Source organism: Hydrogenobacter hydrogenophilus (genome assembly GCF_900215655.1).
Lineage (GTDB): Bacteria > Aquificota > Aquificia > Aquificales > Aquificaceae > Hydrogenobacter > Hydrogenobacter hydrogenophilus.
The window spans coordinates 41,674-57,387 of the sequence record NZ_OBEN01000002.1 but is presented as its reverse complement, the minus strand read 5'-3'; the positions used below and the strand labels follow the sequence as shown (position 1 = coordinate 57,387).

At 42.1% G+C, this 15,714-nt stretch carries 15 protein-coding genes and 3 tRNA genes; 10 read left to right on the top strand and 8 right to left on the bottom strand.

Features of this window, described 5'->3' with window-relative positions; all coding sequences use genetic code 11:
* Positions 1-1,386: a high affinity choline transporter 1 gene (locus CP948_RS02985; RefSeq protein ID WP_096600959.1), complete on the top strand. Its 1,386-nt coding sequence runs from the start codon at positions 1-3 to the stop codon at positions 1,384-1,386.
* Here the strand turns inward: CP948_RS02985 and CP948_RS02980 are convergent.
* The 3 genes from CP948_RS02980 to CP948_RS02970 all read right to left on the bottom strand — a co-directional run bounded on the left by CP948_RS02980 (position 1,363) and on the right by CP948_RS02970 (position 2,831).
* Positions 1,363-1,932 carry a UbiX family flavin prenyltransferase gene (locus CP948_RS02980; RefSeq protein WP_096600957.1) on the bottom strand — a complete coding sequence of 190 codons (570 nt, stop codon included), beginning with the start codon at positions 1,930-1,932 and terminating at the stop codon, positions 1,363-1,365. The genes CP948_RS02985 and CP948_RS02980 overlap by 24 nt on opposite strands.
* Positions 1,929-2,735 carry a TIGR00282 family metallophosphoesterase gene (locus CP948_RS02975; protein ID WP_096600955.1) on the bottom strand — a complete coding sequence of 269 codons (807 nt, stop codon included), beginning with the start codon at positions 2,733-2,735 and terminating at the stop codon, positions 1,929-1,931. The genes CP948_RS02980 and CP948_RS02975 overlap by 4 nt, the downstream gene beginning before the upstream one ends.
* A 12-nt stretch (positions 2,736-2,747) precedes the next feature.
* Positions 2,748-2,831 (bottom strand) — tRNA-Leu (locus tag CP948_RS02970).
* Positions 2,832-2,887: 56 nt separating this feature from the next.
* On the opposite strand from CP948_RS02970, the gene CP948_RS02965 reads away from it, so the two are divergent.
* A tRNA-Val gene (locus CP948_RS02965) sits at positions 2,888-2,963 on the top strand.
* On the opposite strand, the gene CP948_RS02960 is transcribed toward CP948_RS02965, so the two are convergent.
* Positions 2,958-4,133 carry a F0F1 ATP synthase subunit gamma gene (locus CP948_RS02960; RefSeq protein WP_096600952.1) on the bottom strand — a complete coding sequence of 392 codons (1,176 nt, stop codon included), beginning with the start codon at positions 4,131-4,133 and terminating at the stop codon, positions 2,958-2,960. The two genes, CP948_RS02965 and CP948_RS02960, sit on opposite strands and share 6 nt — an antisense overlap.
* A complete protein-coding gene (gene tyrS, locus CP948_RS02955; RefSeq protein ID WP_096601277.1) occupies positions 4,133-5,314 on the bottom strand; it encodes a tyrosine--tRNA ligase in 1,182 nt (393 codons plus the stop codon). Before tyrS ends, CP948_RS02960 begins: the two co-directional genes overlap by 1 nt.
* A gap of 39 nt (positions 5,315-5,353) precedes the next feature.
* Here tyrS and CP948_RS02950 point away from each other — a divergent pair.
* The 4 genes from CP948_RS02950 to CP948_RS02935 all read left to right on the top strand — a co-directional run bounded on the left by CP948_RS02950 (position 5,354) and on the right by CP948_RS02935 (position 7,820).
* Positions 5,354-5,437: transfer RNA gene (locus CP948_RS02950), tRNA-Leu, on the top strand.
* A gap of 11 nt (positions 5,438-5,448) precedes the next feature.
* A complete protein-coding gene (gene dcd / locus CP948_RS02945; protein WP_096601275.1) occupies positions 5,449-5,982 on the top strand; it encodes a dCTP deaminase in 534 nt (177 codons plus the stop codon).
* Entirely contained in the window at positions 5,972-7,171 is a 1,200-nt protein-coding gene (locus tag CP948_RS02940) for an ABC transporter permease (protein WP_245810064.1), read from the top strand. Before dcd ends, CP948_RS02940 begins: the two co-directional genes overlap by 11 nt.
* A complete protein-coding gene (locus CP948_RS02935; RefSeq protein ID WP_096600942.1) occupies positions 7,164-7,820 on the top strand; it encodes an ABC transporter ATP-binding protein in 657 nt (218 codons plus the stop codon). Before CP948_RS02940 ends, CP948_RS02935 begins: the two co-directional genes overlap by 8 nt.
* Here CP948_RS02935 and CP948_RS02930 read toward each other — a convergent pair.
* On the bottom strand, positions 7,817-8,746 hold the full coding sequence (locus CP948_RS02930; RefSeq protein ID WP_096600940.1) for a glycosyltransferase family 2 protein: 930 nt from the start codon (positions 8,744-8,746) through the stop codon (positions 7,817-7,819). The two genes, CP948_RS02935 and CP948_RS02930, sit on opposite strands and share 4 nt — an antisense overlap.
* A gap of 15 nt (positions 8,747-8,761) precedes the next feature.
* Positions 8,762-9,550 (bottom strand): ParB/RepB/Spo0J family partition protein, encoded by a 789-nt coding sequence (locus tag CP948_RS02925; RefSeq protein WP_096600938.1) that lies wholly within the window; start codon positions 9,548-9,550, stop codon positions 8,762-8,764.
* Between the two features lie 55 nt (positions 9,551-9,605).
* On the opposite strand from CP948_RS02925, the gene moeB reads away from it, so the two are divergent.
* The 4 genes from moeB to CP948_RS02905 are packed head-to-tail and all read left to right on the top strand — an operon-like array spanning position 9,606 to position 12,707.
* Positions 9,606-10,421 carry a molybdopterin-synthase adenylyltransferase MoeB gene (gene moeB, locus CP948_RS02920; protein WP_096600936.1) on the top strand — a complete coding sequence of 272 codons (816 nt, stop codon included), beginning with the start codon at positions 9,606-9,608 and terminating at the stop codon, positions 10,419-10,421.
* Positions 10,422-10,429: 8 nt separating this feature from the next.
* A complete protein-coding gene (locus tag CP948_RS02915; protein WP_096600934.1) occupies positions 10,430-10,645 on the top strand; it encodes a hypothetical protein in 216 nt (71 codons plus the stop codon).
* A gap of 3 nt (positions 10,646-10,648) precedes the next feature.
* Positions 10,649-11,419 (top strand): nucleoside triphosphate pyrophosphohydrolase, encoded by a 771-nt coding sequence (gene mazG / locus CP948_RS02910; protein WP_096600932.1) that lies wholly within the window; start codon positions 10,649-10,651, stop codon positions 11,417-11,419.
* Complete coding sequence (locus CP948_RS02905) at positions 11,394-12,707, top strand: sigma-54-dependent transcriptional regulator (protein WP_096600930.1); 1,314 nt, start codon at positions 11,394-11,396, stop codon at positions 12,705-12,707. The genes mazG and CP948_RS02905 overlap by 26 nt, the downstream gene beginning before the upstream one ends.
* Here CP948_RS02905 and CP948_RS02900 read toward each other — a convergent pair.
* Positions 12,704-15,712, bottom strand: coding sequence for an efflux RND transporter permease subunit (locus CP948_RS02900; RefSeq protein ID WP_096600928.1), 3,009 nt, complete (start codon positions 15,710-15,712; stop codon positions 12,704-12,706). The genes CP948_RS02905 and CP948_RS02900 overlap by 4 nt on opposite strands.
* Positions 15,713-15,714 lie beyond the last annotated feature (2 nt).

Sequence of the window (15,714 nt, the reverse complement as noted above, 5' to 3'; positions counted from 1 at the left end):
ATGATGCTTCTGTTTGTGCTTCTTTACATGATAATTACCATAGGAATTGGGATATTAGCGAGCAAGTGGGTCAAAAACACCAGGGATTTTCTTCTTGCAGGACGTGGACTTCCCCTTTACATATCCGCAAGCGCTCTCTTTGCCCCTTGGTTTGGTTCAGAAACTGTTTTGGGTGCATCTTCAAAGATAGCCAAAGATGGGCTCTACGGTGTTATAGAAGATCCTTTTGGTGCATCTTTATGTCTCTTTCTTGTGGGTCTTTTCTTTGCAAAGCCTCTTTACAGGATGAACCTGCTTACCTTTGGTGATTTTTATCGTGCCATGTATGGCAGAAAAGTAGAGATAGTGGCAAGCTTTATGTTAGCTCTCTCTTACTTAGGATGGGTTGCAGCACAGATGGTTGCCATAGGTATCATCATGCAAGTTGCTCTTGGCATACCCAGAGAGTTAGGCATTTTTATAGGCTTTGGTGTAGTACTCTTTTACACATTTTTGGGTGGTATGTGGGCGGTGTCTCTTACAGACTTCATACAAACCATTATGATAGTGGTGGGACTTTTGCTTACTCTTTATGAGGTCTCTAACGGTTTTTCTCAGATAACCACAGTCCTTAAAAACCAGCCACCAGGGTTTTACAAATTCTTTCCGGATAACAATCTCAAAGACATTCTTTACTACATCAGCGCTTGGATCACCATAGGGTTAGGGTCTATACCCCAACAGGATGTTTTTCAAAGGGTTATGTCTTCAAGGTCTGAAAGGGTGGCGGTGCTTTCCTCTTTTGTGGCGGGATTTATGTATCTCACCGTTGCTATGATACCTTTGATTTTAGCCCTCTTTGCTAAGACCTACTATCCGGAGCTTTTGTCTACAGATACCCAACTGCTTCTGCCACGCATGGTAATGGAACACACAAGTATGCTAACGCAGATCCTCTTTGTAGGTGCTCTTCTTTCTGCCATAATGAGCACCGCAAGCGGTGCCCTTCTTGCACCTTCTGCAGTGCTGAGTGAAAACCTGATAAAGCCCCTTTTTAAGGAATTGTCAGATAGCGCCTTTTTGTGGATCACAAGAGCTTGTATATTAGCAGTTGCTCTTATCTCTTTAACCTTTGCCTTTATGGGAGAGTCCATATACGAACTTGTGGGAAGCTCTTCCGCTCTTAGTCTTGTGTCTCTGTTTGTGCCGTTGGTGGCAGGTTTGTACTTTAAAGGTTCTAACAGCACCAGTGCTATGGCATCCATGCTCTGCGGTTTTATTGCGTGGCTTTTGCTCTATTTATTTGATCAGGAGTATGCCTTGTTGGTGGGCTTGCTCTTTAGTATTCTTGGCTACTTAATACCTTCATTGATGAGGAAGTTTTTAACTTCTCCATCTCCTGTATAGATGGTGTGTTATGCCAAGGCTATCTAACACCTTACCCACCACAAAGTCTATCATATCCTGAAGGCTCTGAGGCTTGTGGTAAAAGGCTGGGCTTGCAGACATAACAACCGCTCCAGCTTTTGCCACTTTGAGCATGTTTTCTATGTGTATGATGGAATAGGGCATCTCGCGCAGAAGAAGCACCAAAGGCACACGCTCTTTTAGTGCCACTTCACATGTCCTGTGTATGAGGTTTTGGTTTATTCCATTTGCAATACACCCAAGAGTGCTCATGGAACAGGGAGCCACTATCACACCCTTGTAAGAGACAAGGCGCGAACCGCTGGCTATATGACTATCTATCTTCCCAGCAGGTATTAGGTTTATCTGAGGGAACTTTTTAAGAAGGTCTTCTTTTGTGAGTCCGAGCTCTTCTTTCAAAACTAAGTATCCTGAGGGAGATACAATAAGGTGCACATTAAAGTCTGGATAGAGAAGTTCAAGGAGCCTGTATCCGTACACGCTACCGCTGGCACCTGTTATACAGATCACTATGTCTTTTTTCAAACCATTACCTCTGCCAGCTGATCTTTTTTTATGTACTGTTGGAGTCTCTCTATCCTTAGTGTCTTACCAGAAAGCTCATCTATATCTACTAAGATACCGTTGAAAACAAGGTCTTCTTTTTCTTCCACCTCATACTTTTGAGGTATTCCCTTTATAAATCTTTCTATCACCGCGTTTGGCTTCATACCTATGACTGAATACCAGCATCCACTCATCCCCACATCGGTTATATAACCAGTTCCTCCCTTAAGTATTACTTGATCTGCCGTGGGTACATGTGTATGAGTTCCGTACACAAGACTTGCCCTCCCATCGGCGTAGATACCAAAAGCCCACTTTTCTGAAGTGGTTTCCGCATGAAAATCAACGATGATAATTGGGGTTTCTTGAGAAACCTCTCGGTAAATTTTGTCAAAGGTCGCAAAGGGATTTTCAAGATTTGAGTCCAAAAAAGACCTACCCATAAGGTTTATGAGAGCAAACCTTACACCCTTTTTCTCAAAAATACCGTATCCCCTACCCGGTACACCTTGTGGATAGTTGGCAGGTCTTAGCAGGTCTGGCGCGCTGTTTATGAACTCATAAACCTCCTTTTTGTCCCATATGTGATTGCCCGAGGTCATAAAATCAACACCCATGGACTTTAGCTCTTCGTAAACCTTTTTAGTTATACCAAAACCACCAGCGGAGTTTTCTACATTAACTATAACCAAGTCCACTAAGTCTCTGTAGCCCCTTAGTACATATTTGAGAGCTTTCCTACCAGGTTTGCCTATTATATCGCCAACAGCAAGCACCCTCATATTAACCTCAAGTGCGGGTGGAGGGAGTCGAACCCTCACGGCCCAAAGGCCACAGGATCCTAAGTCCTGCGCGTCTGCCAGTTCCGCCACACCCGCTATACCTTGTATATTATAATTAGCAAATTTAGATTTTTGGGTTATAATGATCACTAAGGCGCGTAGCTCAGTAGGGAGAGCGCCGCCCTTACAAGGCGGAGGTCGGCGGTTCGAGTCCGCCCGTGCCTACCACTCAAATAAACGGAAAAAACCCTCAATAGTAAAGTCATAAAGGGAGTTTTTTGAGAAAACCCTAAACCCTGTAATGTCCTTTCTTCTTAAGACCTTTCTTATTCCGAGCCTTTCTTTTAAATATTCAACATTCTCTTCATTGAAAATTTCACTCACCTCTAAGGTATAAGATGCATCATAAACATCTTTAAATAGCCTTTCCTTAAAAGCCATGTGAATATTTACAAGGTCTATGAGCTCGTTGTTTATCTTCTCCTGTCTTATTTTGTTTCTTTGAAAGCTAAGATTTGATCTTTTTCTGTCTATAGATTTTATGATCTCTCTGGTTTTGATAAACCTTGCGGAAAGTTCTGCGGAAAAATGTTCCAAAAAGATCTCTTTAAAAAGAAAGCTTAGGTAAAGTCTCAAGACTTCCTTAAGTATAAGCTCCTCATCACCTTCAAAGTTCATAACACTATCCTTTATGTAAGAGCCTTCTAAAACTGGAGGGATAATCTTTACCACTTGAGGTCTGTAGGAAGTTATGTGTCCTATAGCCAAAGGTACTTTAGGTGTGGCTCTTTTAAAAAGCTCATAAAATACCTCTCCTACTTGAACTCTTTCTCTTTTTACCGCTTTTTCTTCTTTTTCGGTTTTCTCTGCATACAGCACACCTTTTACTACAGGTCTGTTAATGGCTACATAAACCACATCGTAGTAGTTCATCATGTACTGTTCCACTACGCTCTGAAATATCTCCTGAGCCTTATGCCAATCCACATCTTTCTTAAACACATCTGTGTATATTTCTACACCTCCCCTATTTTTAAAGTACTCTGAACCTCTTTTGCCTAAAATTATAAACCTTTTTAGCTCAAGTGATGTTTTTTCTAAAAAGTCAAGGACTTTTTTCACTAAAATCTCATTAAAGTTTCCCACAAAACCTCTATCCGTACTCAAAAGGATGAGACACATACTTTTCTCCTCCCTTCTCAGATTAAGCAGACCTCCCTTGTATAGGTATACGAGTGTTCCAAGCACCTCCTTAAGCCTTAGAAAGTACATGTACTGAGCGCTTAGCTCTGCATAGTACCTTCTGTATCTGTTTACGGAAAGAAGATTCATGGCGTTTATGTACTTTTTTATTGAATCAAGGTAGTTTATCTTTTCATCAATATCCTTTAATCTCATCAGGAGGGCACTATCCTGTAAAAGCGCTTTTTACCTACCTGAAGTTTTAGCTCTTGGTTTACTTCTATTTCTTCGTTTTCGTCCTGAACCTTTCTAAAGTTTATCCTAAGACCCCCTCCCTGAATGACCCTTCTGGCGGAGTTTTTCGTTTCCTCTATACCAAGCTCGTAAAGAAGCTCGTAAGCCTTTTTCCTTAGTCCCATGGGGACCTTTATCACAGGTGCATCTTCGGGAAACTCTCTCTTTGAAAAGGTCTTTTCAAAAAACTCAAGGGCTCTGTCTGCATCTTCTTTTGAGTGGTATCTGGCAACTATGTAGTGTGCAAGCTTTTTCTTCGCAGACATAGGATGTAGTTCTCTTTTCATACGCTCTATCTCTTCCTGGGTGTAATCGGTAAGAAGCGTGTAATACTCCCACATGAGCTCGTCAGAAATGGACATGATCTTGCCAAACATGGTGTTTGGGTCTTCTGTTATGCCCACATAGTTTCCGTAGGACTTGGACATTTTCTTAACACCGTCAAGTCCCACAAGAAGTGGCAGTGTTATGCACACCTGAGGCTCTTGTCCTGCGTCTCTTTGCAGGTCCCTTCCCACCAAAAGGTTAAACTTTTGATCTGTACCACCAAGTTCCACATCAGCCCTGAGAAACACAGAATCGTAGCCTTGAAGTAGCGGATAGAGAAACTCATGTATGTATATGGGAATACCTTCTTTGTATCTTTTTGAAAAATCGTCCCTTTCTAACATTCTTGCAACAGTGTATTTACCCGCAAGCCTTATAATACCTTCCGCACCAAGCTCAGAGAGCCAAGTGCTGTTAAACACTATGTTGGTCTTTTGTGGATCAAGCACTTTAAACACTTGGTGTTCGTAAGTCTTTGCATTTTCAAGTACCTGTTCTTTTGTGAGTGGAGGCCTTGTCTCAAGCCTACCGGTTGGGTCCCCTATCATAGCGGTAAAGTCCCCTATGACGAAGTAAACCTCATGTCCAAGCATTTGGAAAGTTCTTAGCTTTTGGAGTAAAACAGTATGACCAAGATGAAGGTCAGGAGCGGTAGGGTCAAAGCCTGCCTTTACCTTTAGCTTTCTTCCACTCTTTAACTTTTTCAGAAGTTCCTCCTCTTCTATGATCTCCACAGTGCCCTTTTTTATAAGCTGGAGTTGTTCCTCCGGAGTCATCATAATCATTTTACCATGTGCTGTATAATTTTAAGTAATGGGGGTGTGGCGGAACTGGCAGACGCCGGGGACTTAAAATCCCCTGGGGTAACCCCCGTGAGGGTTCGAGTCCCTCCACCCCCATGTGTAAAGACATGATATTAAGTGATGCTACCATAAAAGAGCTAATTTTAAAAGGAGAGCTCCTTATAGAGCCTTACTCTCCAAGTCATGTGCAGGCATCTTCTGTGGACCTCACTCTTGGCAGAGAAGTGCTAATTTACAGAGCAAACTACATAGATGTGATGCAAGAGGATATACCAGTTGAGAAGGTGTCTATACCAGACGAAGGTTTTATAATACAGCCAAAGGCATTTGTTCTTGCTACCACCAACGAGTATATAAAGCTTCCGCAGGACATAACAGCCTTTGTGGAAGGGCGCTCATCTTTGGGAAGACTGGGACTCTTTATAGAAAACGCTGGTTGGGTGGATGCAGGTTTTGAAGGGCAGATCACCCTTGAACTCTACAATGCTAACTCTTGTCCTATAAAGCTTTATGCCGGTATGAGGATATGCCAGATAGTTTTGGCAAGGTTAGACAGAAAAGCGGAAAAACCTTACAGTGGTAAGTACCAAAAGCAAAAGGGTGTAACCCCATCAAAGATCTTTCTTGATTTTGGCAGGTGAGTTTATGTCTTTAAAAACTATTATTCGCATATCTATCAAGTACGTACTGACAAGCAAAGGATCTACCTTGCTTGTGTCCTTAATAGCTCTTTTGGGTGTGATCCTCAGCGTTTGCGCTATTTTACTCACTATGGGGGTCTTTGCGGGCTTTCAGCACGCTCTGAAAGAAAAAATTCTTTCCACATCACCTCACATAGTGATAAGCATTACATCTGACGAAAACATAAAGGAGTATGAGGAAAAGCTGAGTCTCACAGAAGGCATAAAAAGAGCTTATCCTGTTGTCCTTTATCAAGGTATACTATCAAAAGACGACTCTCTACAGAGTGTTAGTGTGAAAGGAATGAGACCCTCTGACATGCTTCAAAAGAAGAGGTTTCTTGTGGAAGGATCTTTTAAAGGTGGCTTGCTTATAGGAAAAGGGCTTGCAGACATTATGGGTATAAAGGTGGGACAGGAAATAACCTTAGTTTCCCCTGTGGGTAGAAGCACCCCTTTTGGCTTTTTACCCAAGGTGGGACATTTCAGAGTGGACGGCATCTTTCAAACGGGTACTTTTGATCAAGACTATCTTACTGTGCTTATGAGCATGTCTTCCGCAACAGAGTTCTTTGGAAGTCAGTGGCAACTTTACGGTTTTGAAGTTTATCTACAAGACCCTTACAAGGCTCAAGAGATAAAAAAGCAGATAGAAAAGGAGCTGGGCACTAATGTAATAGTGCGCTCGTGGATAGACCTTAACAAACCCCTTTTTAACGCCTTACAGCTTGAAAAGGTGGGTATATTCTTTGTCCTTCTTCTGATGGTCATAGTAGCTTCTTTTAATATAACCAGCTTGCTTTTTATGAAGGTAAAGGAAAAAACCAGAGACATAGCAATTTTTCGCACCTTTGGTATGAAGAAGAAAGAGGTGGCTATGATATTTCTCTTTCAAGGTATGACCATTGGTGTTTTTGGCTCTCTGTGTGGTCTTTTATTATCCCTGCTTGGTGGTTATCTCATCAACGAGTATAAACTGGTGAGAGTGCCTGCGGATGTTTATCTCATGGATCATGTGCCTGTATTCTTTGAAGTGTCAGATGTATTCATAACCATAATGGGTGCCTTTTTCCTTTCTTTAATAGCAAGCCTTTTACCTGCCTACAGAGCTAGTAAAACGAGTATAGTGGAGATCCTCAGAAATGAGTGAAGCTATAAAAGTGGTGAATCTTAAAAAGGTCTATCCAGATGGCACGAAGGCTCTAAAGGGTATTAACCTGACCATTAAAGAGGGAGAGTTCTGTGGACTTATGGGTCCTTCTGGTTCGGGCAAAAGCAGTCTATTGCACCTAATAGCAGGCCTTGACAGGCCTACGGAGGGTAATGTTTGGGTATTGGGTAGAGAGATCACATCTATGGAAGAAGACGATCTTGCAGAGTTTAGAAAGAAAAACATAGCTTTTGTGTTTCAGTTTTACTATCTTTTGGAAGATTTTAGTGTTCTGGAAAACCTCGTCATTATAGGACAGATGGCAGGGATAAGAGATGTGAAAAGAAAAGCTCTTGATATCCTTAACTTTTTGAGGCTTGAAGACAAAGTCAAACATAAACCCAGCCAGCTCTCAGGTGGTCAGATGCAAAGAGTTGCCATAGGTAGAGCTCTTATGTTAGAGCCAAAAATACTCCTTGCAGATGAACCCACAGGCAATCTTGACCTTGAGGAAGGGATGAGAATATTTGAACTTTTTAAACACCTCAATCAAGAAAAGGGAATAACCTTTGTAGTAGCAACGCACAACACAGAACTTAGCAAGTTTTTCAGTAGGATCATCAGATTAAGGGACGGTATGATCCTTTAGAGGTTTATAGTCTTCTCTATAATATACGGCTTTTCCTCTTTTATCCTGTAGTATATCCTTATCATCATCTCAGCTAATATTCCCGTGGATATCAGCTGTATACCTGCAAGTATAAGGAGCACGCTCAGAATAAGCAGAGGTCTCCTTCCTATATCCTCTCCAAAAAGCTTCAGAAAAGTAAGATAAAAAAGTGCCAACATACCAATTGAAAAAAGGACAAAACCTGCAGTACCAAACACATACATGGGTTTGTTTATGTACTCGTTTAAAAACTTCACCAAAAGTATGTCAAGTATAACTCTAATGGTTCTGCCTATACCGTACTTGGACTTACCATAAAGCCTTGGGTGGTGTCTTACCACTATCTCTGTTATCTTTGCTCCCTGTCTTTTTGTAAGAGCAGGCAAAAACCTGTGCATATCACCGTAAAGCTCAAGCTCCTTTAAAAGCTCTGCTCTATAAGCCTTTAGAGTGCACCCATAGTCGTGTAAATGGACACCCGTAGCTTTAGATATGATCCAATTGGCTATCATGGAAGGAAGTCTTCTTGATAAAAAGGGATCTTTGCGGTCCTTTCTCCATCCGCTCACAAGGTCATAGCCTTCCTCAAGCTTTTTAAGTAGAGCAGGAATGTCCTCAGGGTCATTTTGTAGGTCCGCATCCATAGTGATTATCACATCACCCTTTGCATGCTGAAAGCCTGCATACATAGCGGAGGTCTGTCCGTAATTTCTCTTAAAGCGTATAACTTTTACCCTCTTATCCTTGTTAGCTATCTTTTCCAACACATTAAAAGTGCCATCTTCAGAACCATCATCAACAAATATGATCTCGTAATCTTTACCTTCAAGCACTTGGGTAAGCTTTTGATAAAGTATGGGAATATTCTGTTCTTCGTTATAAGCGGGTATAACTACGGAAATCATTTTACATATTATAGGTTAAAATTCCTCTATCTGTATCTCTTCAAGACTTACCTTCTGTATAGCATCTATGAGCCTTTCAATAACTGTATGGAAGTCATCTGTGATACTTCTCACATACCTTCCGTAAAGGGACTGAAAAGCCTTGCTTACTATAGCCTCCTTTTGAAGTGGGTTTTTCATCTGCAACTCTTCGTACCGCTTGTTTAAAACTTCCTTTGCTTTTAGAAGCAGGTTGGCTCTGTTTTCTCTCTCTTTCTGAGCTTGGGATATGGGCTGTTCAAGGAAATAATCTAACTTCTTCAGTACCTTTTCAAAGGCATAGCCCGGAAACTTTTTATCACCTATCCTATCCGTTATAAAGCCTATTGTTATAAGGTATGCTTCCTCTATGAGCCTTTCTAACTTATACTCTGGGGTTTCTGGTGCGCTATTGAGGTATTCCAAAAATATCTCGTAAGCTTGATGAGCCTTGTCCTTCAGAGAAGGAGCTTTTTCTATGTTAAGAGCTATTATGTGCTGTTTGTATTCTGGGGGAAGCACTATAACTGGAAACTCAGTTATACCAAGCTGACGCCCTGCAAGAAGACGGTGCTGTCCGTTGATAACTTCATAAGACCCTTTACCATCTGGTACAACAGAGAGGGGTTCTATAAATCCCAGTTTCTCTATGGATTCCATAAGTCTTTTGATGTGATTTTCAGAAATTTCCCTCTGTATAGAGGGAATGGTCAATTTCTCTGAAGGTAGTATGGCAAACTCTAACTCCACACCTCTGAGCTGATCTCTAAACTTAAAACCTTCCATAAAATATAGGATATTTTATATCACGCTCAACAAAAAAGCCTTATAATTAATTCTTATGTTTAAGTTTACTGAGGAGCAGATAAAGAGATACGCAAGGCACATTATCCTACCAGAAGTTGGAGGTAAGGGACAGGAAAAACTGCTGAACTCAAAAGTTCTTGTAGTAGGTGCTGGAGGTTTGGGTTCTCCCGCTATTTTCTACCTTGCTGCAGCTGGTGTGGGAACCATAGGTATTGTTGATTTTGATGTGGTAGACTTCTCAAACCTTCAGAGACAGATACTTCACGACACTGAAAGAGTGGGCATTCCCAAAGTGGAATCCGCCCGCATGACTGTGGAAAAACTAAATCCTGATGTGAAGGTCATAACCTATAACACTATGCTCAACAAAAGCAACATTATGGACATAATAAAGGATTACGATGTAGTACTTGACGGTACAGACAACTTTCCCACCAGATTCCTCATAAACGATGCGTGCTACTTTGCAAACAAACCTTTGGTTTCTGCTGCTATGCTCAGGTTTGAAGGGCAGATCACCGTTTTTGACTTCAGAGACAAAGAGCACTCACCATGTTATAGATGCCTGTTTCCAGAACCACCCCCTCCAGGGCTTGTGCCAAGCTGTCAAGAGGCAGGTATTTTGGGCTCTATAGGTGGAATCATGGGGTGCATTCAGGCAACGGAAGCCATAAAGCTTCTTTTGGGCATAGGTGAACCTTTGGTAGGTAAGCTTCTTATCATGGATGCCCTATCCATGGACTTTAGGAAGGTAAAGCTTCGTAAAGATCCTTCTTGTCCCCTCTGTAGCCAGAAGGCAAGCATAAAGGAGCTTATAGAGTACGAGCAGATCTGCGATGTACACTTCTGAGAGATAAGATGAGGTTCGTAGTTTATTTTGTGCTCTTTTTGATTATACTTGGTGTTTCTGCTTACTTGGTGTTTTTGAACCACCAACCCATTAGTCTTTTGCTTACTCCACAGATGGGAGAATACATATACACCACATACCCTATGCCCTTGGGACTTCTCGTACTACTCTTTTTCTTTGCCGGCTTGCTTTTTGGATACTTACTTCGTATGTTTTTAAAGTAGAACATGGATGAGATCAAAGCCCTCTTAGATGTTGTGGAGAGGATAAGAAGGGAGTGCCCTTGGGACAGGTCTCAAACTCACGAGAGTCTAAAAAAGTATCTTATAGAAGAAACTTACGAGCTGTTGGACGCTATAGATAAAAAAGATGACAAGGCCCTTTTGGAAGAGCTGGGAGATGTGTTTCTTCAGGTGCTTATACACTCACAGATAGCAAAAGAGAGGGGAGCTTTCACCTTTTACCATGTGGTAAAGCATCTGAAAGAAAAGCTTGTAGAGAGACACCCTCATGTGTTTGGATGCGAGCCTGCACATGAGGTGCTCAAAAAATGGGAAGAGAAAAAGGTAAAGAATAGGGAAAGTGTCCTTGATGGCATACCAAAGAATATGCCAGCCTTGATGCGCTCTCAGAAACTCCAAGACAGAGCGAGCTTGGTAGGCTTTGATTTTGAAAATACAGATCAGGTGCTTGAAAAGCTTCAGGAAGAGATCCAAGAGCTCAAAGAGGCTTTAAAGGAAGGAAATAGAGAAAACATAGAGCACGAGGTTGGCGATGTTCTAACTGCGGTAGTAGAGCTTTGCAGACTGCTAAAACTGGATGCGGAAATGGCACTTCAAAAAGCCAACGACAGGTTTGAAAGAAGGTTCAGGTATATGGAAGAGAAAGCAAAACAGATGGGTAGAGAACTAAAAAGTATGAGTCTTGAAGAGACGGATGCACTGTGGCTTGAGGCAAAGAAGTTTGACAAAGATGAAACTCCTAATAGTAGAAGATGAACATGACTTAGGACGACTGCTCAAAGAGTACTTAGAGGATAAAGGCTATAAAGTTTATCTGGCAGAGAACGGTAGTGAAGCACTTGAACTCTTAGAAAGACAGAGCTTTGATCTGATTTTGCTTGATCTTTTACTTCCCGATGTGGACGGTATGCAGATCCTTGAAAGTGCAAAACTCTCCCAACCCCTTTCGGAAGTCATAGTGCTAACAGGGCATGGCACGGTTAAGGTTGCGGTAGAAGCCATGAAAAAGGGAGCTTACGACTTTCTTACAAAACCGTGTACTCTTGAGGAAATAGAAACTACCCTTGAAAAAGCCTATCAGTCCTTGATGATAAAGAAAGAAAACAAGCTTTTTAAAAGAGAAAGAAACTTAACAGAAGAAGAGTTTGTCTTTGAAAGTCCTAAAATGAGAGAGCTACTAAAAACTGTAGAAAAAATAGCTTGTAGTGATTGCCCTGTGCTTTTAGTAGGAGAGACGGGTGTAGGCAAGGAGTTGATAGCAAGGATAATCCATTCTACAAGTGATAGAAGAGAAAAACCCTTTATAGCCATCAACATAGCATCTATACCCAAAGACCTTCTTGAGGCAGAGCTATTTGGATATGAAAAGGGTGCTTTTACAGGTGCTGGTTCTTCCAAAGAGGGCTTTTTTGAGCTTGCAGATGGCGGTGTGCTCTTTCTTGACGAAATAAGTGAGATAGAACCTTCCCTTCAGGCTAAGCTTCTGAGAGCTATAGAGACCAAAAAGTTTTATAGGGTAGGTGGAAGAAAAGAGATAGAAAGCGATGTGAGAATTATAAGTGCAACAAACAGAAACCTTAAGGAACTCATAAAAGAGGGTAAGTTCAGGGAGGACCTTTACTTTAGACTAAATACCTTTGAGCTCCACATACCACCTCTCAGAGAAAGAAAGGAAGACATGATACCCCTTGCACAGCACTTTTTAAAGAAGTTCTCTGCAAAGTATTCCAAAAATATAAAGGGTCTTACAAAGGAAGCAGAAAAACTGCTGTTGTCGTACAACTTTCCGGGAAATGTAAGAGAGCTAAAAAACATAATGGAGAGAGCTTGCTTGCTTTGTGATGATGAATACTTAGATGAGGATGATCTTTCTTTTCTGAATATTGAAGAGCACAAACTTCTGAAAGAGCTTGAAAGGAAAAAGATAGAGGAGGTTTTAAAAGAGGTAAATTACAACAAAAAGCTCGCATCGGAAATACTGGGTATACCTCTTAGAACCCTCTACAGGAAGATTGAAAAGTACGGTATAAAAGCTCAGCCTTAGCGCCTTTTTATCCTTATGCTATCAAAGAGCTCATAAACTATAGGGAGTACCAGAAGGCTCAGTGGCAGTGCGGAGGCTATACCACCTATGACGGATATGGCTAAGGGTTGCCTGAGTTCTGAGCCTGCGGTAAGACCAAGAGATACAGGAAGAAGAGCAAAAACTATGGTCATGGTAGTCATAAGTATAGGTCTTAGTCTCTCTCTTCTTGCCTGAAGAATGGCATCTCTGGTTTCATAGCCTTCCTCTCTGAGCTGTATGATCCTCTCTATAAAGAGGACCGCATCGCGCACCACTATGCCTATTAGGAGGATGATCCCAAAGTAAGAGGGTACGCTAAGAGAGGTATCCGTCAGGTAAAGGAGACCAAACGCTCCAGAGAGACTAAGAGGCACAGTCAATAGCACCGTAAAGGGATGTCTATAGCTCTCAAAAAGGCTGGCAAGCACCATGTATATGCTTATGAGAGCCACTAACATGGCAAAAGCCAATCCCCTAAAAGCCCGTGCAAACTCCTTGGTTTGGCCCACTGCTTGAAAGGTGTAGCCCGGTGGTAGGTTGTTCCTAAGCCAAGACTCAACTTCCGCAGTGGCATCTCCAAGAGACTTTCCAGACAGGTTAGCGTAGAAGGTAAAGGAGTATTGTCTGTCATACCTGTTTATGACGTGATATCCTGGTGCTATCTGCAGGTTCACTACCTGGGTTAGTGGTATAAGTCCGCCATCTTTGGTTCTCAAAAAGACCTTATTTAGGTTCTGCCAATTTTCTAAGAATTGGGGGTCTGCCTTTATATAAGCGTCGTAGCTTTCTCCTCCCACTTCGTATGTGCCAAACTTGTACTTTCCAAAGAGTATGTTAAGGGTAGTGCCCACGTCTTCAACGGATATGCCCAAGTCTCCAAGCTTTGCCCTATCAACACTTATCTTTATCTGAGGTTCGTTGAGCCTAAGGTCTGTATCCACATCCTTAAAGCCCGGTCTGTTTCTAAACTCTGAGACCATCTTTTGGGATATCTTTTGGAGCTCCTCCAAAGATGGACCTCTTATGGCATAAGTTATATCTGTCTGTCTTCCTGCAGACATAACTATGGGGAAGGCTTCCACGCTTACTCTTATGTCCTTTATTTTGGATAGTTCCTGCCTAAGCTGGTTCATGATGATCTTTTGGTGAGGTCTTTCTGATCTGTCTTTGAGAAAGATAAAAGCCTGTCCGCCATTCACATCAGGCCTTCCTGCAACGCCCTGACCTATAGCAATACCAAATCTGTCTATGTAGGGATTTTTCAGAAGGATGGCTTCCACCTCCTTTGCCTTTTGGTCAGTAAAGTCAAAGGAAGTGCCTATGGGTGTTTCAAACCTCACTATGAAAGCGCCTTCGTCCGTGGTTGGGAAAAACTCCTTTTTTGATAACTTCACAAACATAAAGCCCAAAAGCACGGTGAGCAATGAGAAAGATATCACCACAAGCTTGTGATCTAAGGACCATCTTAGCAATCTATCAAAGAAAGCCTCAAACTTGCTGTAGATGCGCATAAAGATGTTTTCTTTTGTCTGCGTTATCATTCTTGCGCCTGCCATGGGAGTAAAGCTTATGGCTACTATGTAAGAGACACCTATTGCCACCGCAAGGGTGAGAGCAAAGCTTCCAAAGAAACTGCCTACCACGCCCTTTAGGAATATGATGGGTAAGAACACTATCACCAAGGATGCGGTAGATGCCAAAAGAGCAAACACTACAACCCGAGTGCCCACCTCCGCAGCTTGTATGGGAGGTATGCCCTCCTCTCTTCTTCTGTATATACTCTCAATGACCACTATGGCGTCATCTATGACTATACCCACCGCTACCGCAAGAGCCAGCAGGGTGAAGGTGTTAAGAGAGTTGCCTGTATAGTAAAGGAATATGATGGCACTGAAAAGGGTGATGGGTATGGCAATCACAGGAATTAGAGTGAGCCTCAGACTTCCTAAAAAGAGAAACACAACAAGACCAGTAAGAAAACTACCTATTGCTATCTCTTCTATAGCTGCCTTTGCGCTCTCTTTGGGAAACACGCTGGCATCAAAGGTTATGTCCATGTGCATGCCAGGAGGGAGTTTTTGGTTTAGCTCCTCCATCTTTTGCTTGACCGCATCTGCTACCTTCACTGTGTTAAATCCCGATTGTTTGTATATAATGAGGGCTATGGATTGCTCGCCCTTAAACCTTGCTACTCCTCTCTTTTCGTCCTCTGTGAATTCCACATAGCCCACATCTCTGAGCTTTATATTTCCTTTTATATAAGTGTTTTCAAGCTCCTTTGGGTCTTTAACTTTTCCATAGAGCCTTATGATGTAATCCTTATCTTTGCCGTAGATAGCTCCCGCAGGTGTCTCAAGGTGATTTTTAACAACTGCGTTTAGCACATCCACCGGAGTTATGCCATAAGAGTATAGCCTCCCTGGATAGAGCCTCACCCAAAGCACATTGTCCCTAAAGCCTCCTATACCCACATCGCCCACGCCGTTTATCTTTTGGAACTCTCTCTTTACCACCTTGTCCGCATAGTATGCAAGAGTCTGGTAATCCACGCTATTTGAGTGTAGATGTATGGCAAGTATGGGAAAACTGCCCGTATTAACCTTCCTAACCACTGGTGGGTCTATACCAGAAGGCATACGCCTGTAGGCTCTTTGCACTGCGTCTCTTACTTCCTGTGCAGCTATATCTATGTTCTTATCAAGGTTAAAGATGATATTAACGCTTGATAAACCCGCATAGCTCTGTGAAACTATGGCATCTATACCGCTTATGGTGGAAACTTCGTCTTCTATGTATCTAGTGACGTTGGTATCCACTACATCTGGATTAGCTCCCGGATAAGTGGTGCTAACACTAACTACAGGAAAGTCCACATTGGGAAGCCTGTCTACAGGTATTCTGTTGTAGATATACAATCCCAAAAGCACAAAGGACATCATGAACATAATGGTGGTCACTGGCCTGTGTATAAAAAATCTGTACATGG

Excerpts from the sequence above, each read along its gene's own strand:
- CP948_RS02960 (WP_096600952.1), bottom strand. The coding sequence starts at position 4,133 with ATGAGATTAAAGGATATTGATGAAAAGATAAACTACCTTGATTCAATA.
- CP948_RS02915 (WP_096600934.1), top strand. The coding sequence starts at position 10,430 with ATGAGGTTCGTAGTTTATTTTGTGCTCTTTTTGATTATACTTGGTGTT.
- CP948_RS02935 (WP_096600942.1), top strand. The coding sequence starts at position 7,164 with ATGAGTGAAGCTATAAAAGTGGTGAATCTTAAAAAGGTCTATCCAGAT.
- CP948_RS02985 (WP_096600959.1), top strand. The coding sequence starts at position 1 with ATGATGCTTCTGTTTGTGCTTCTTTACATGATAATTACCATAGGAATT.
- CP948_RS02905 (WP_096600930.1), top strand. The coding sequence starts at position 11,394 with ATGAAACTCCTAATAGTAGAAGATGAACATGACTTAGGACGACTGCTC.
- dcd (WP_096601275.1), top strand. The coding sequence starts at position 5,449 with ATGATATTAAGTGATGCTACCATAAAAGAGCTAATTTTAAAAGGAGAG.
- mazG (WP_096600932.1), top strand. The coding sequence starts at position 10,649 with ATGGATGAGATCAAAGCCCTCTTAGATGTTGTGGAGAGGATAAGAAGG.
- moeB (WP_096600936.1), top strand. The coding sequence starts at position 9,606 with ATGTTTAAGTTTACTGAGGAGCAGATAAAGAGATACGCAAGGCACATT.
- CP948_RS02900 (WP_096600928.1), bottom strand. The coding sequence starts at position 15,712 with ATGTACAGATTTTTTATACACAGGCCAGTGACCACCATTATGTTCATG.
- CP948_RS02930 (WP_096600940.1), bottom strand. The coding sequence starts at position 8,746 with ATGATTTCCGTAGTTATACCCGCTTATAACGAAGAACAGAATATTCCC.
- CP948_RS02925 (WP_096600938.1), bottom strand. The coding sequence starts at position 9,550 with ATGGAAGGTTTTAAGTTTAGAGATCAGCTCAGAGGTGTGGAGTTAGAG.
- tyrS (WP_096601277.1), bottom strand. The coding sequence starts at position 5,314 with ATGACTCCGGAGGAACAACTCCAGCTTATAAAAAAGGGCACTGTGGAG.
- CP948_RS02975 (WP_096600955.1), bottom strand. The coding sequence starts at position 2,735 with ATGAGGGTGCTTGCTGTTGGCGATATAATAGGCAAACCTGGTAGGAAA.